This is a genomic window from Pseudomonas sp. RA_15y_Pfl1_P11, assembly GCF_963970975.1.
Classification (GTDB): domain Bacteria; phylum Pseudomonadota; class Gammaproteobacteria; order Pseudomonadales; family Pseudomonadaceae; genus Aquipseudomonas; species Aquipseudomonas tritici.
On sequence record NZ_CAXAOY010000009.1, the window covers coordinates 198329 to 213469 of the forward strand.

Here is a 15141-nt window from a genome sequence, read left to right on the forward strand (position 1 = left end):
AGCGGCGTTACTTTTTTACAACCGCATCAGAACAACTTCAGTGCCGGTGCTTCTTCTTTCAACGGCTCGTTCTTCGCGCTCTGCTCGTTCCAGCCGCCGCCGAGGGCCTTGTACAGGTTGACCTCGCTGTTCAACTGCGCCAGGCGGTCGGTGATCAGCGACTGCTGGGCACTGAACAGTTGGCGCTGAGCGTCAAGGAACGTCAGGTTGCTGTCGACACCAATGCGGTAGCGACGCTCGGCCAGGCGGTAGTAATCCTGGTTGGCCGCGACAAAGCCACGCTGGGCCTCCAGTTGCTGCTTGTAGGTCTCACGCGCGGCGAGGCCGTCGGAGACTTCCTGGAAGCCGGTCTGGATCGCCTTCTCGTAGTTCGCCACGTTGATCTCTTTCTGGATCTTCGAGTAGTCCAGGCTGGCGCGCAAGCTGCCGGCGCTGAAGATCGGGATGTTGATCTGCGGAGCGAACGACCAGGTGCCCGAGCCGCCTTTGAACAGGCCGCCGAGGTCCGGGCTCAGGGTGCCGGCGTTGGCCGTCAAGCTGATGCTCGGGAAGAACGCAGCACGGGCGGCGCCGATGTTGGCGTTGGCCGCCTTGAGGTTGTACTCGGCCTGCAGGATGTCTGGACGACGTTGCAGCAGGTCCGAGGGCAACCCGGCCGGCACTTCGCTGAGCAGGTCATCCGACAGCGGCTTGCTGGCGATATTCGCCGGCAGGCCAGTGCCCAGCAGCAGGGTCAGGCTGTTTTCGTCCTGGGCCACCTGGCGCGTATACCGGGCAAGCTGCACCCGGGCGTTTTCCACCGAGGTGCGTGCCTGGCTCAGGTCGAGGGCCGAGGTCACGCCGACTTCGTTGCTGCGCGAGGTGAGCTTGAAGCTCTGCTCGAAGGCGCCCAGGGTGTCCTGGGTCAGCTTGAGCAGTTCCTTATCGGCTTGCCAGGTCAGGTAGGCATTGGCCACGCTGGCCACCAGGCTGATCTGGGTGCTGCGGCGGGCTTCTTCAGTGGCGAAGTACTTCTGCAGCGCTTCTTCACTCAGGCTGCGTACGCGACCGAACAGGTCCAGCTCATAAGAGCTGATCCCGAGGGTGGCCGAGTATTGGCTGGTGATGTTCGCTTCGCCGGTCTGGGAGGCACGGGCCGGCACACGCTGGCGGCTGCCGCTGCCATTAGCCGACACTGCCGGGAACAGGTCGGCACGCTGGATGCGGTACTGCGCCGCGTAGGCGTCGATGTTCAGGGCCGCAACGCGCAGGTCACGGTTGTTCACCAGCGCGGTCTGGATCAACTGTTGCAGTGCAGGGTCATGGAAAAACTGCTTCCAGCCCTGTTCGGCAGCGGCCTGGCTCGGTGCCTGGGCCGACGAATACGCCGGCCCCTGCGGGAACTGCGCGGCCACTGGCGCTTCGGGGCGCTGATAGTCAGGTATCAGCGAGCAGCCACTGAGCACGAATGCCGTGACGGCTAGGGAAAGTAGCGACTTGCTCATTGGCCAGCCTCTTTAGGAGTTTGCTTGGTTTCTTTCGGTTTACGGTCGCCGATGGCGGACACGGTTGCAAAGAACAACGGCACCCAGAAGATCGCCAACACTGTGGCCGTGATCATACCGCCAATTACACCGGTACCGATCGCGTGCTGGCTGCCTGAACCTGCGCCTGAGGAGATCGCCAGCGGCAGTACGCCGAGGATGAACGCCATGGAGGTCATGATGATCGGACGCAGACGCATACGGGACGCCTCGATGGCCGCCTCGACGATGCCTTTGCCCTGTTCGTGAAGCTCTTTGGCGAACTCCACGATCAGGATGGCGTTTTTCGCCGCCAGGCCCACCGTCACCAACAGGCCCACCTGGAAGAACACGTCGTTGGACAACCCGCGCATGCTGGTGGCGATCAACGCACCCACCACGCCCAGCGGCACTACGAGTACCACCGCAATCGGGATCGACCAGCTTTCGTACAGTGCCGCCAGGCACAGGAACACCACGAGCAGCGACAAAGCGTACAGCGCAGGTGCCTGGGAACCGGACAAGCGTTCTTCGTACGACAAGCCCGTCCAGGCGTAGCCGATACCCGCCGGCAATTGCTTGGCGATGCGTTCGACTTCCGTCATGGCGTCACCGGTGCTGTAGCCCGGTGCCGGGGTGCCGAGGATCTCCATCGCCGCCACACCGTTATAGCGCGAGAGCTTCGGCGAGCCGTAGATCCACTTGCCCGAGGCGATGGCCGACAGCGGCACCATCTTCCCGGAGTCGCTGCGCACGTACCATTTGTTCAGGTCTTCAGGCGACATGCGGCTGGCGGCTTCACCTTGCACGTAGACTTTCTTCACCCGACCACGGTCGATGAAGTCGTTGACGTAGCTGCCACCCAAGGCAATTGCCAGGGTCTGATTGATGTTCGACAACGTGATGCCCTGGGCGCTGGCCTTCTCGTCATCGACGGTGAGCTCATACTGCGGCTCATCGTTCACGCCGTTGGGGCGCACACCTGCGAGGATCTTGCTCTGGGCAGCCATGCCCAGGAACTGGTTACGGGCCGCCATCAACTTCTCATGGCCGACACCGCCCTGGTCTTGCAGGAACACGTCGAAACCGGTGGCGTTACCCAGTTCCAGAACAGACGGCGGCACAATGGCGAATACCATGGCGTCCTGGAAGGTCTGCATGAAGTAACCCTGGGCGCGCTTGGCGATTTCAAACACGGAGGTGGACGCATCACGTTCATCCCACGGCTTGAGCATCACGAAGGCCAGGCCCGAACTCTGGCCACGACCGGCGAAGTTGAAGCCGTTTACGGTAAACACCGATTTCACGCCTTTGCCTTCGCCAGGCTCGCCTTCCTTGTCATTGAGCAGGTATCTACGCATGTCATCGATGACTTTCTGCGTACGTTCAGCCGAAGAACCCACAGGCGTCTGCACCTGGGCAAAGATCACGCCCTGGTCCTCATCGGGCAGGAACGCGGCAGGGATGCGCATGAACAGCCAGATCATGCCGGCGAAGATCAGTGCGTACACCAGGAACGCCGGGATCTTGTGCTTGATCATGTTGCCCACGCCGCGCTCGTAGCTCAGTACGCCACGGTCGAAGGTGCGGTTGAACCAGCCGAAGAAACCGCGCTTGGGTTGGCCGTGTTTTTCAGGGTCGATCGGCTTGAGCATGGTGGCGCACAAGGCCGGGGTGAAGATCAGGGCAACCAGTACCGACAGCGCCATGGCCGAAACAATGGTGATGGAGAACTGTTTGTAGATCACACCGGTGGAGCCGCCAAAGAAGGCCATCGGCAACAGTACCGCCGACAGCACCAGGGCAATACCCACCAAGGCGCCCTGGATCTGGCCCATGGACTTGACCGTCGCCTCTTTCGGCGACAGGTGTTCCTCGGCCATTACCCGCTCAACGTTTTCCACCACCACGATGGCATCGTCCACCAGCAAGCCGATGGCCAGGATCATGCCGAACATGGTCAGGGTGTTGATGGTGAAGCCGAACGCCGCGAGGATCCCGAAGGTACCCAGCAATACCACCGGCACCGTCATGGTGGTGATGATGGTGGCGCGGAAGTTCTGCAGGAACAGGAACATCACCAGGAACACCAGCACGATCGCTTCGACCAGGGTGTGCACCACGCCGGAGATCGATTCGGTCACTACAGGCGTGGTGTCATACGGCACCACCGCCTTCATGCCTGGCGGGAAGAACGGTTCCAGGGACGCCACTGTGGCGCGGATAGCCTTGGCGGTGTCGAGGGCGTTAGCACCCGAAGCGAGCTTGATCGCCATACCGGAAGCCGGATTACCGTTGAACTGCGCGCTGATGCTGTAGTTCTGGCCACCCAGTTCGATACGGGCCACATCACGCAGGCGAACCTGGGAGCCGTCGCTGTTCACCTTCATCAGGATGTTGCCGAATTGCTCTGCGGTTTGCAGACGGGTCTTGCCGATGATGGTTGCGTTCAGCTGGTTGCCGGGTAGGGCAGGCAGGCCGCCCAACTGGCCGGTGGCGACCTGGACGTTCTGTGCGGAGATGGCCGTGCTGACATCGACCGGGGTCAACTGGAAGTTGTTCAGCTTGGCCGGGTCCAGCCAGATACGCATGGCGTACTGCGAACCGAACACCTGGAAGTCACCGACACCCGCGGTCCGCGAGATCGGGTCCTGGATGTTGGACACGATGTAGTTGGACAGGTCGTCCTTGTTCATGCTGCCGTCTTCCGACACCAGCCCAATCACCATCAGGAAGTTCTTCACCGACTTGGTCACGCGGATACCCTGCTGCTGCACTTCTTGCGGCAGCAGTGGGGTCGCCAGGTTCAGTTTGTTCTGCACCTGAACCTGGGCGATGTCCGGGTTGGTACCCTGGTTGAACGTCGCGGTGATGGTCATGCTGCCGTCGGAGTTACTGTCCGAGGCGACATAACGCAGGTTGTCGATACCGTTGAGCTGTTGCTCGATCACCTGCACCACGGTGTCCTGCACGGTTTGTGCCGACGCGCCTGGGTAGGTCACCTGGATGTCGATGGCGGTTGGCGCGATGGCCGGGTATTGGTTGATGGGCAACTTCAGGATCGACAGTGCCCCGACCAGCATGATCACCAGGGCAATTACCCAGGCGAAAATGGGACGGTCGATAAAAAATTTCGACATGAATTACTCCCCTTTGCCCGTAGTGGCAGCAGGAGCAGCAACCGTTCCCGCAGGCTTGGCGTTATCCGCCTCCTTAACCTTGACTTCGGCGCCAGGCTTGACGTACTGCAAGCCTTCGGTGATCACACGGTCACCGGCGTTCAAGCCTTTTTCCACCAGCCAGTAGGCGCCGACGGTGCGGTTGGCGACCAGGACGCGCTGCTCGACTTTGTTGTCGGCATTGACGATCAGGGCCGTCGGGATGCCTTTGAGGTCGCGGGTTACGCCTTGTTGCGGAGCCAGGATCGCCTTGCTGTTCACGCCGGCTTTCAACTGGGCGTGTACGAACATGCCAGGCAGCAGGGTGTGGTCAGGGTTGGGGAACACGGCGCGCAGGGTCACGGAACCGGTGGTCTGGTCAACCGACACTTCGGAGAATTCCAGCTTGCCATCCTGGCCGTAGTCGCTGCCGTCTTCCAGGGTCAGCTTGACCTTGGCGGCATTGGCGCCGGCTTTTTCCAGCTGGCCGCTTTCCAGGTCGCGGCGCAGTTTCAGCATTTCTACCGAAGACTGCGTGACGTCGACGTAGATCGGGTCGAGTTGCTGGATGACGGCCATGGAGTCGGCTTGGCCGTTGCTGACCAGCGCGCCTTCGGTGACCAAAGAACGGCCGATGCGACCGGCGATCGGCGCGTACACCTTGGTGTAACGCACGTTGATCTGCGCGCTTTGAACGTTTGCTTCTGCGGTCATGCGGTTGGCGACGGCGGTGTCGTATTCCTGACGGCTCACGGCTTGCTCATCGACCAACTGCTTGTAGCGGTCGGTGATGGATTTGGTCTGGGTCAGGGTGGCTTGCGCGCTTTTCAGAGTGGCTTCATACATCGATGGGTCGATCTGGTAGAGCTGTTGCCCTTCCTTCACGTCCGCGCCTTCCTTGAACAGGCGCTTGAGAATGATGCCGTTGACCTGCGGGCGAACTTCCGCGATGCGGTAGGCGGTAGTACGGCCTGGCAGCTCGGTTGTCAGGGTAAAGGCTTGCGGTTGAATGGTGACCACGCCGACCTGAGGGGTTTGAGCGGGCGGAGCCGCTTCTTCCTTTTTACATCCGCTGAGCAGCGATGCCAGGGCGACGGCAGTGACCAGAGCGGTAACAGCTGGCTTAAGTTGCATGAAGATCCTCGGGTCAGGCGCGCAGAGTGCGCACCAGCAGTGTGGAAAGGTAAAAAACAAATGGCGAGTGGATAAGTAGCTTGCTACGCAATATACTTACGTTCATGGTTGTTTGTAAACTCTTGACAGGCTTTGCGCAATGTTGACAAAGCAACGCCCAAAGCCTCGATTCCATTACGTTCGGCACCCATGACGGTGTCGTCCCACAAATATTCAGATGATCATTACCGGCGATTAATTCTGCCTTAACGATAGTCTCAAGTGTCCTGATTGAGGTTTTACTGCCATGGTTCGTCGCACTAAAGAGGAAGCTCAGGAAACGCGCAGCCAGATCCTCCAAGCCGCCGAGCAAGCCTTCTATGAGCGCGGCGTTGCGCGCACTACGCTGGCGGACATCGCCGCGCTGGCCGGTGTGACGCGGGGTGCTATCTACTGGCATTTCAGCAACAAATCCGATTTGCTGCAGGCGCTGCTCGATACCCTTCATGAGCCGCTGGACGAATTGGCCAGGGCCAGTGAAAGCGAGGACGAACTCGACCCGCTGGGCTGCATGCGCAAGCTGCTGATTCATTTGTTCCATCAAGTGGCCTTGGACCCGAAAACCCGGCGCATCAACGAGATCTTGTTCCATAAGTGCGAATTCACCGATGAAATGTGCGACATGCGCCGCCAGCGTCAGACCCACAGCCTGGAATGCAACCTGCGCATCAGCCTGACATTGCGTAACGCGGTCCATCGCGGGCAACTGCCGGAAAACCTCGACACCACCCGTGGCGCGGTGTGTATCCACGCCTACATCAACGGGCTGATCGGCCAATGGCTGCTGGTCCCCGACAGCTTCCAGCTACATCAGGAAGCCGAGCGCTGGGTGGACGCAGGGCTGGACATGCTGCGCTGGAGCCCCAGCCTGCGCAATTGAGACAACATGCGTAATTGCGTCAGGTTGTGTCACGAGTAAAGCATAAGGATGGTCAATCGTCCTTCTGCCTGATTGGTGGGATGACTTTATATACGGGCTGGCGGGTGGTTGATAGGTAGCCGGCTAAGTATTTTGTAGCGATTTTGTTGCAGGGCTGTGAAGGAATGTTACCCCTGGCTGCACACATTCGAAATGTGGGGGCTGGCTTACCTGCGATGGCGGTGGATCAGTCACTTCACCTGTTACTGAAACACCGCCATCGCGGGCAAGCCCGCACACATGGGGTCGTTGGTGTGTTCAAGGTACGAGTAAAAAAGCCCCGGTTCCTGCGAACCGGGGCTTTTTCATTTCAGCACGTTACGTCAGAGCGCCAGCGTCGGGTAGTCGATATAACCGACCGGGCCCTTGCTGTAGAAGGTGTCCGGGCGTGGCTCATTCAGCGGCGCATCCGCCTTCAGCCGCGCTGGCAAGTCCGGGTTGGCAATAAACGGCACGCCCCAGGCCACCGCATCCGCCTTGCCTTCAGCCAGCCAGGCATTGGCGCTGTCCTTGGTGAAGCGTTCGTTGGCAATGTACATACCGCCAAAGGCTTTTTTGAGTTGTGGGCCGAGGCTGTCAGCGCCTTCCTTTTCACGCGAGCAGATGAAGGCGATGCCACGCTTGCCCAATTCGCTGGCGACGTAGGTGAAGGTCTGCGCCAGGCTGTCGTCGCCCATGTCATGGGAGTCGGCGCGTGGTGCCAAGTGCACACCCACGCGACCGGCGCCCCAGACTTCGATGGCGGCGTCAGTCACTTCCAGCAGCAGGCGTGCACGGTTTTCCAGGGAGCCACCGTAGTTGTCGGTACGCTGGTTGGTGCTGCTTTGCAGGAATTGGTCGAGCAGGTAGCCATTGGCACCGTGGATTTCCACGCCGTCAAAACCGGCGGCCTTGGCGTTCTCGGCACCGGTGCGGTATGCGTCGACGATGTCGGCGATTTCAGCGGTTTCCAGCGCGCGAGGGGTCGGGTAGTCGGCCAGTGGGCGCACCAGGCTGACGTGTCCTTTAGGTTGGATCGCACTCGGTGCAACCGGAGTTTCGCCGTTCAAGTACGACTCGTGGGAAATACGGCCCACATGCCACAGCTGCAGGAAGATCTTGCCGCCTGCGCCATGAATCGCCTTGGTCACGTTGGCCCAGCCGCGTACCTGGTCGTTGGACCAGATGCCCGGGGTATCCGGGTAGCCCACGCCCAGCGGCGTCACGGAAGTGGCTTCGCTGAGGATCAGCCCGGCGGAAGCGCGTTGCACGTAGTACTCGGCCATCAGCGCGTTGGGTACGCGACCGTCGTCTGCACGGCAGCGGGTCAGCGGCGCCATGATGATGCGGTTCGACAGTTCCAGGTCGCCCAGTTTGATCGGATCGAAAATAGTCGTCATCGGGAAAATACCTTTGTCTTTGAAGTGGATCAGTTGGTCGCAGGGGCCAGGCCGGCATCGCCGCTCTGACGGAAAGTAATCAGGGTCACCACCAGCGCGAGGATCGCCAGGGCCGCTGCGGCTAACGGCACACTGGTCAGGCCGAAACCGTGGGCTATCACACTGCCGCCGACCCAGGCGCCAAGGGCGTTGCCGATGTTGAAGGCGCCGATGTTCAGGGTGGACACCAGGTTCGGTGCGGCCTTGCCAAAGGTCACCACGTTGATCTGCAACGCAGGCACGGCGGCGAACGAGGCGGTGGCCCACAGAAACAAGGTGATTTCAGTCGGGATGATGGCGACGCTGGTCCAGGTCAGCGCGGTGGAAACTACCGCCATACTGATGAACACGCCGATCAGGGTGGCCGCCAGGCGTTTGTCCGCCAGCTTGCCGCCAATGATATTGCCCACGGTGAGGCCCAGGCCGATCAGCAGCAGGGTCCAGGTCACGCCTGTGGGCGACACGCCGGTGACATCGCCTAGCAGCGGCGCAACGTAGGTGAAGAGGGTGAACATAGACGCGGCGAACAGCGCGGTCATGCTCAGCGACAGCCAGATGCCGGCGCCTTTGAGCGCGGCCAGTTCGGCGCGCATGTCGAGTTTCTCTTCATCACGCTTGGCGGGCAGGAAACGGATCAAGCCAATCAACGCCACCACACCCATCACCGTCACCGCCCAGAACGTCGAGCGCCAGCCGGCTTCTTGGCCCAGTGCGGTACCCAGTGGTACGCCAAGCACGTTGGCCAGGGTCAAACCGGTGAACATCAAGGCTACGGCCGAGGCACGCTTGTTGGCCGGCACCAGGTTGGCCGCTACCACTGAACCAATCCCAAAGAAAGCACCGTGGCACAGTGCGGTGACGACGCGGGCAAACATCAGCACGTTGTAGTCACTGGCCAGGGCGCAGAGGAGGTTGCCGATAATGAAGATACCCATCAACGCTACCAGTGCCGCCTTGCGTGGCAGCTTGGCGGTGGCCAGTGCCATGAACGGTGCACCGATGGCCACACCCAAGGCGTAGCCGGTGACCAGCCAGCCTGCGCCGGGAATCGACACACCCAGGTCCGCCGCTACATCGGGCAGCAAGCCCATGATGACGAACTCGGTGGTACCGATGGCGAAGGCGCTGAGGGCCAGTATGAGTAGCGAGAGGGGCATTATCGTTTCCTTGTTACAACGCTACGTTTTCGTCAGCGCTGAGTTCAGTGATGAGCGCCGCAAGGAAGGCCTGGATGGTTTCCTCGTTGCGTTTGAAAAAGTGCCACTGGCCGGCCTTCTGGCTGCTGATCAAACCTGCGCGTTGCAAGGTGGCCAGGTGGGCCGACACGGTCGACTGGGACAAGCCGCAGCGCTGATCGATCTGACCGGCGCAGATGCCGTATTCGTGGTTGTGCAGTTGCTCGGGGAACTGCACTTTCGGGTCTTTCAGCCAAGTGAGGATGTCTCGTCGTACTGGGTGCGCCAGGGCTTTTATTATTTCGTCGAGGTCGATGGACATGGCAGGTGCTCGGTTTCGTAAAGCGTTATATCGCGATGAGGCGAACTTTAAATCGCTCTATCCCGATATACCAATATGATTTTGATCTGAACCTAGGCTTAATCGGTATATCGGGTTATAACGATACGTTGCTGGCAGTGATAGACTGCGCGCCATGAATTATCTCGCACATCTGCACTTGGGCGGCCAACTTCCTGCGCAATTGCTGGGTAGCCTGTATGGCGATTTCGTCAAAGGGCGCCTGCAGGGTCAGTTCGGCCCGCAAATCGAATCGGCGATCCAGCTGCACCGCTCGATTGATCGTTTTACCGACAGTCACCCGTTGGTGGGTGAGGCGTTGTCACGCTTCAGCCTGACCCGCCGGCGCTATGCCGGGATCGTCCTCGATGTGTTTTTCGACCACTGCCTGGCGCGGGATTGGGCGCTGTATGCTGACCAGCCGCTGGAGCGCTTCACGTCCCAGGTGTACCGCGTGCTGGCGGCCGAGCCGCAGTTGCCGGGGCGGCTGGCGCAGATTGCGCCGTATATGGCGGCGGATGATTGGTTGGGTTCTTACCGCGAGTTTGCGGTGATGGAGCAGGTGTTGCGCGGGATCTCGCGGCGGCTGACACAGCCCGAGGAACTGCGACATGCCATGCAGGAGTTGCAGGTGTTATATGAGCCGTTGAGTGAAGACTTTCGAGTGTTCTACCCCGAGCTGCAGAAATTTGCACAAGCCCAACTGACTATTGGGATCTAAATGTGGGGGCGGGCCCGCTCCCACATTATTTTGACCCTGCTCGCCTCAGGCCGCGAACGCCGGTCGAGCATCCACTTGTTCTGCCTCCGGCAGCGGCCCGAACAACGCTATCTGCACCGCCTGCTGCGCCTGATAAGCCAGCGCCGCACGTTCCTGCCCGGCACAGGCAATAGGCTTGAGCACGTGAATCTCCACATCACCCTGGTCATTGCCAAACAGACGCATCAGGTGCGACAGCAAATCATCATCGCCAATAAACGGTGCCAGTGGGTCCGCTTGGCCGTCGCGCAAATAACGGATCGCCACCGGTTGCAGCGACACATCCGCATCGATCGCACTGGCCAGCAAGCGCCCGTGGAACGTGCGCAGGCTGCGGCCGTCGGTGGTGGTGCCTTCCGGGAACATCAGCAGCGGGTGCTGTTGCTCCAGATGACGGGTCATCTGCTTGCGGATCAACTGGCTGTCACCCGAACCCCTGCGGATAAACAGGCTGCCCGCTTTAGCCGCCAACCAGCCGGCCACCGGCCAGGTGCGCACTTCGGCCTTGGACAAGAACGACATCGGTGCCACAGCGCCCAGCAGCGGAATATCGGTCCAGGACACGTGGTTGCTCACCCACAGCATCGGCTGCGTTGGCAACTCGCCGTGCACCGTCACGCGAAAGGGCAGGGCATTGGTCAGGCGCGCCATGAAGAACCGCGACCAGCGCTGGCGGCGCACCATCGAGTTGGCTACGCCCAAACGCTCAAACAGGCCAAACACGCTGGCCATGCTCAAGCCCAGCGCCACCACCACCAACACGCGGGCAATGCGCCCGTAAATCCGCAGGCGGCTCATCACATGGCGGCCTTGAAGTGGCGGGCGTAACGCGGGCATAGCTCATCGCGCTTGAGCAGGATGAACACGTCGGCCACTTGGAAGTCTTCATCCCAGCACGGCTCGCCGCAGATCTTCGCACCCAGGCGCATATAGGCCTTGAGCAGCGGTGGCATCTCGGCGATTACGTTGGACGGCAGGTCCAGTGCCGGCAGTGGTTTCTTCGGTTCGGCACGCAGGTGTTCGTTGCACAGGTAGCGTTCGCGCAGACGCTGCATGATCGCGTGAGCCTGGATGCCGCCGTCGTGCATCGGGATGCTTGCGCACCCCATCAGGTAGCTGTAGCCGCCTTGGTTCAACACTTCGGCCAACTCGCCCCACAACACGGCGATCGTGCCGCCGTTACGGTAGGCGGGGTCGACGCAGGTGCGGCCGATTTCCAGGATCGGGCCCTGCAAGTGCAGTAAACCGTGCAGGCTGAACTCTTCTTCGCTGTAGAATCGTCCCAGGGTGCTGGCGGCCTGGTGATCGAGCAAACGGGTGGTGGCGACCAATCGACCGCTGTTCAAGTCCCGCACGCCGATGTGGCTGCAGTGAACATCATAGTCATCCATGTCCAGGCCCAGTTCCGCGCCTTTCAGCTTGGCGTTGAACTCGCCGCTGAACACGTTGAACCGCAGGGCCTGGGCTTCCTGCAAGGCCTTGGCGCCCACCAGGCGTTCGGCTTGCAGACGGCGTTCATTGCCTTTGTCGCTGATGCGGGCGATCTGAGTCATAGCGAGTCTCCGGGTGCCGGCCAGGTTGCGGCCAGTCGACTTTGTTGTCCAAAGTCAGGCTATGTAGGCTCGGTGTCATCTCCATGAACTTACGGTGACGGTTGGGTGACAGCCTCCGTGTAGCAAATCTGTCATTGGCCTGCGCTAGGCTCGCGGGCTTGAATGCCCTCCTTGAGTTTGCGTCCATGGTCAGAGGCCTGTTGTGCGTTGCCTTGCTACTCGTCACCGTTACCGTCCACGCCGAAACCTGGCCCGACAAAGAATGGGCCAAGGGCACACCGCTCGCAGGTCCTGCCGTCGACGCCTTGGATGCCTACGCTTTCCCTGCGCGAGACGACACCACTCGCCAAGGCATTCGCACCGACGCGTTGCTGGTGATCCGCGACGGCGAGGTTATCTACGAACGCTACGCCGCGCCCACCACGGCCAGCACGCCGCACCTCACCTGGTCCATCAGTAAAAGCCTGATGGCCACCGTGCTGGGCGTGGCCTATGGCGATAACCGCTTTAAATTGACCGACCCGGTCGCGCGCTTCTACCCGCCGATGAAGCAACACCCAACCGTGACCATGGCCGATTTGCTGCACTGGGCCTCGGGCCTGGACTGGCAGGAAGACTACGAATACGCGCCACTGAACTCTTCGGTGGTGGCGATGCTCTACACCCGTGGCCGCGCCGATATGGCTGACTTTGCAGCGGACACGGAGGCGGCCAGCGCACCCGGCCAGGCCTTTCGTTACTCCAGCGGCGACACCAACATCCTGTCCGCCGCCCTCAAAGGCATGCTCGGCCTCAAGGCTTATATGAGTTACCCCTGGGACGCACTGTTCAAGCCCTTGGGTATCCGCAGTGCCACGTGGGAAACCGACGCCGATGAAACCTTTGTCGCCTCGTCCTACGCCTACCTCACCGCCCGCGACCTGGCGCGCGTCGGCCTGCTGATGGCGCGGGATGGGCGTTGGGGGGATCAACAGTTGCTGCCAAAGGATTGGGTGACCTTCAATCGCCAGCCGTTCGATAAATACAAAGCCGGCCAGGACGAAGCCGTCCCTGGCGGCCATTGGTGGCTCAATCAAGGCACTCCACGGCCCTGGCCCGACGCCCCCGCCGACACCTTCGCCGCCCTCGGCCATTGGGGCCAGGCGCTGTACGTGATGCCCGACGAACGCCTGGTGATCGTGCGCTATGGCGACGACCGCGACGGCAGCTACCGCCACAACGAACTGCTCAAGCGCGTGCTTGCGGCGGTGCAACCATGATCCGCCGTCGTCCGTTCGCCAGCCTGTTCCTCCTGCTGCTCCTCGCCCTGCTGGGGTGGATCTGGCACGAGCGCGTCAACCTGCAAGCCTTCCCCGACATCATCGCGGCGTACACCGCCAAGGAGTATTGCTCGTGTCGGTACGTGGCGAACAACCCGGCCGAGTATTGCCGTGGGTATGTAAAGCAATACGTGCCGACCAGCGCATTCAGCGACAACCCGGCGCGCAGTGAAGTGACGGCGAGTGGGTTGGGGCGTACGCACAGTGCGCGGTGGTTGGGGGACCGCCAGGGTTGCCGCCTGACGCCCTGACGCCCCACATTACCCCTGTGGAAGCGGGCTTGCTCGCGAAGGCGGTGGGTCAGTCAACTTACGTGTTGGCTGGTATTGCGTCTGATTCTTTGCTGATGTCGGGCCTCGGGTGAGGCCCGTTTGGGTTACCTGAGCTTTGCCAGAATGTATGCAGCCGCCAACCAAATCAGAGCCGTACAGATTAGCGTTGTAACGATTATGAAAAGACGTTTTAGATAGGGTGGGAAGTTTTCAAAGTCCACTGGATCCAAGTTGCCATGCCGGATATGCACCTTTGGCATCAGGATCATTCCGGCAATTTGTGACATTTCCAAAAGAGACCAAATCAAACCGCGCTTCCCAAGGCTGTCTCCCCAAAGATAGATATAACGGCTGTTTTTCAAAGCCTCTTTTATGGCATCCATGTGACGGTGAGTAAGATATAGATTAAGCGCGAGACCAGTAAATCCAAGAAGGAATGGGCTGGCCAAAAGCCAGATTTCTAACCAGGCGTTCCAAGACTCATCCGTTGTCATGGCAAAGTTTTTTCGTACAGTTTTTCGCCTATCTGTTCTCCACGCATACCGCCGATAGTCGTACCCGCCCATGCGCCTGCCCCAACTAAAGTCGCGACACATACAACGCCTCCTATACCGGTCGTAACACCAAGTGCAAGACAGATCGCGCCACCAGCAACACCGCCTGCCGATCCGCCAAATGCGCCGCCGCCAACCGAGCCTGCGAACTGTCCACCCTCTGTGAACTTGATCTTTTCGCAAGCCGCCCTGGAATCGTTATTGCAAACCTGTTGTATCGCCAGCAAGGAGGATACGCCGCCAAGCCCAATCCCGATGTAACCACCCGCCTTCATGTATCTGGTAGCGCGGCTGGTCGCTTCCACATGCGCGGAATAACCCGGAATCTGCCCCGGCGCACCGGCCTTGTCCCAATGGTGCACCAAGCTACGACTGGAAATGCCGAGGGCCGCTTTCAACTTGGGGTGATCGCCCAGGGTGGTTTGGCCACGTAAGCGCGTGGAGTTGAGCAGATGGGCATCTAGCTGGTTCATGAGACGCTGGCGATCGGTGAAGAACTGCGACGACTTGAGGTGGCCGTGCTGGCGATAATTTTCTTGATGTAAACGTTCGATAGCTTGGAGAGTGTCGCGCAGGTTGTTCATGTGCTTTTCCATCACCACAGCGCTGACGCCGAGCCAGGTTGAGGTGTGCCCGATGAAACCGGCGATTTCGGCACCGTGTCGATACAGAAAGTCGGCCTCATCAGGCGTCAGCGAATCCAGAGATTCGCTGACTTGTTGTGCAGCCTGCATCAGTTGCGCTTCCTGATAGGTGCAGGAAGTATTGTTCGGATCGCTGAGCACGATCATCGAGCCGGCTTTGACGTTGCCGGTGTTGGGATTCAGTGATTGAAACTTACGCATCACAGCCGGATCAATTGTCGAAAAAAGTGTGGCCTCCAATGCTTCGCGGGACATGCTCTTGGGCACGATATAGAAGCCTGGTTCCTGACCCAGCGCCCCGTTGAATGCCGTTGGCACTGTACGACCGGAAGGCGTGAAAGCAGATTGAGACGG

At 60.3% G+C, this 15141-nt stretch carries 14 protein-coding genes; 4 read left to right on the forward strand and 10 right to left on the reverse strand.

All coding sequences use genetic code 11. From position 1 onward, the window contains the following. Positions 1 to 26: 26 nt before the first annotated feature. Genes adeC through AACY44_RS14335 form a run of 3 tightly spaced genes read right to left on the reverse strand, consistent with a single transcriptional unit; the run spans position 27 to position 5794 of the window. Positions 27 to 1484 carry an AdeC/AdeK/OprM family multidrug efflux complex outer membrane factor gene (gene adeC / locus AACY44_RS14325; protein ID WP_339530467.1) on the reverse strand — a complete coding sequence of 486 codons (1458 nt, stop codon included), beginning with the start codon at positions 1482 to 1484 and terminating at the stop codon, positions 27 to 29. Further along, positions 1481 to 4642, reverse strand: a complete 3162-nt coding sequence (locus AACY44_RS14330; protein WP_339414996.1) for an efflux RND transporter permease subunit — start codon at positions 4640 to 4642, stop codon at positions 1481 to 1483. Before AACY44_RS14330 ends, adeC begins: the two co-directional genes overlap by 4 nt. Before the next feature lie 3 nt (positions 4643 to 4645). Next, positions 4646 to 5794 carry an efflux RND transporter periplasmic adaptor subunit gene (locus tag AACY44_RS14335; RefSeq protein WP_339414995.1) on the reverse strand — a complete coding sequence of 383 codons (1149 nt, stop codon included), beginning with the start codon at positions 5792 to 5794 and terminating at the stop codon, positions 4646 to 4648. A gap of 286 nt (positions 5795 to 6080) precedes the next feature. Here AACY44_RS14335 and AACY44_RS14340 point away from each other — a divergent pair, with 286 nt between their 5' ends. Continuing rightward, complete coding sequence (locus AACY44_RS14340) at positions 6081 to 6713, forward strand: TetR family transcriptional regulator (protein ID WP_339414994.1); 633 nt, start codon at positions 6081 to 6083, stop codon at positions 6711 to 6713. Positions 6714 to 7075: 362 nt separating this feature from the next. On the opposite strand, the gene AACY44_RS14345 is transcribed toward AACY44_RS14340, so the two are convergent. From AACY44_RS14345 to AACY44_RS14355, 3 genes are read right to left on the reverse strand one after another with little or no spacing between them, the layout of a single operon-like run. Further along, positions 7076 to 8131: an alkene reductase gene (locus AACY44_RS14345; protein WP_339530469.1), complete on the reverse strand. Its 1056-nt coding sequence runs from the start codon at positions 8129 to 8131 to the stop codon at positions 7076 to 7078. A 29-nt stretch (positions 8132 to 8160) separates the two neighbouring features. After that, a complete protein-coding gene (locus tag AACY44_RS14350) occupies positions 8161 to 9327 on the reverse strand; it encodes an MFS transporter (protein ID WP_339414992.1) in 1167 nt (388 codons plus the stop codon). A gap of 13 nt (positions 9328 to 9340) precedes the next feature. Continuing rightward, positions 9341 to 9667, reverse strand: coding sequence for an ArsR/SmtB family transcription factor (locus tag AACY44_RS14355; protein ID WP_339414991.1), 327 nt, complete (start codon positions 9665 to 9667; stop codon positions 9341 to 9343). Between the two features lie 154 nt (positions 9668 to 9821). On the opposite strand from AACY44_RS14355, the gene AACY44_RS14360 reads away from it, so the two are divergent. Then, entirely contained in the window at positions 9822 to 10406 is a 585-nt protein-coding gene (locus tag AACY44_RS14360; RefSeq protein WP_339414990.1) for an acyl carrier protein phosphodiesterase, read from the forward strand. A gap of 45 nt (positions 10407 to 10451) precedes the next feature. Here the strand turns inward: AACY44_RS14360 and AACY44_RS14365 are convergent, their stop codons facing one another. Further along, positions 10452 to 11243, reverse strand: a complete 792-nt coding sequence (locus AACY44_RS14365; RefSeq protein WP_339415052.1) for a lysophospholipid acyltransferase family protein — start codon at positions 11241 to 11243, stop codon at positions 10452 to 10454. Then, positions 11243 to 11998 (reverse strand): L-ornithine N(alpha)-acyltransferase, encoded by a 756-nt coding sequence (gene olsB, locus AACY44_RS14370; RefSeq protein WP_044272710.1) that lies wholly within the window; start codon positions 11996 to 11998, stop codon positions 11243 to 11245. Before olsB ends, AACY44_RS14365 begins: the two co-directional genes overlap by 1 nt. A 185-nt stretch (positions 11999 to 12183) precedes the next feature. On the opposite strand from olsB, the gene AACY44_RS14375 reads away from it, so the two are divergent. Beyond that, positions 12184 to 13257, forward strand: a complete 1074-nt coding sequence (locus tag AACY44_RS14375) for a serine hydrolase domain-containing protein (RefSeq protein ID WP_339415051.1) — start codon at positions 12184 to 12186, stop codon at positions 13255 to 13257. Continuing rightward, on the forward strand, positions 13254 to 13568 hold the full coding sequence (locus AACY44_RS14380) for an amidase (protein WP_339414989.1): 315 nt from the start codon (positions 13254 to 13256) through the stop codon (positions 13566 to 13568). The genes AACY44_RS14375 and AACY44_RS14380 overlap by 4 nt, the downstream gene beginning before the upstream one ends. Before the next feature lie 125 nt (positions 13569 to 13693). Here the strand turns inward: AACY44_RS14380 and AACY44_RS14385 are convergent, their stop codons facing one another. Together AACY44_RS14385 and AACY44_RS14390 are read right to left on the reverse strand one after the other, a co-directional pair. Then, the gene (locus AACY44_RS14385) at positions 13694 to 14083 is read right to left on the reverse strand and encodes a hypothetical protein (protein WP_339414988.1); all 390 of its coding nucleotides are present in this window, start codon (positions 14081 to 14083) and stop codon (positions 13694 to 13696) included. Next, the coding region (locus AACY44_RS14390) for a PAAR domain-containing protein (protein WP_339530471.1) at positions 14080 to 15141 on the reverse strand (1062 nt) is incomplete at its 5' end. The genes AACY44_RS14385 and AACY44_RS14390, both read right to left, overlap by 4 nt.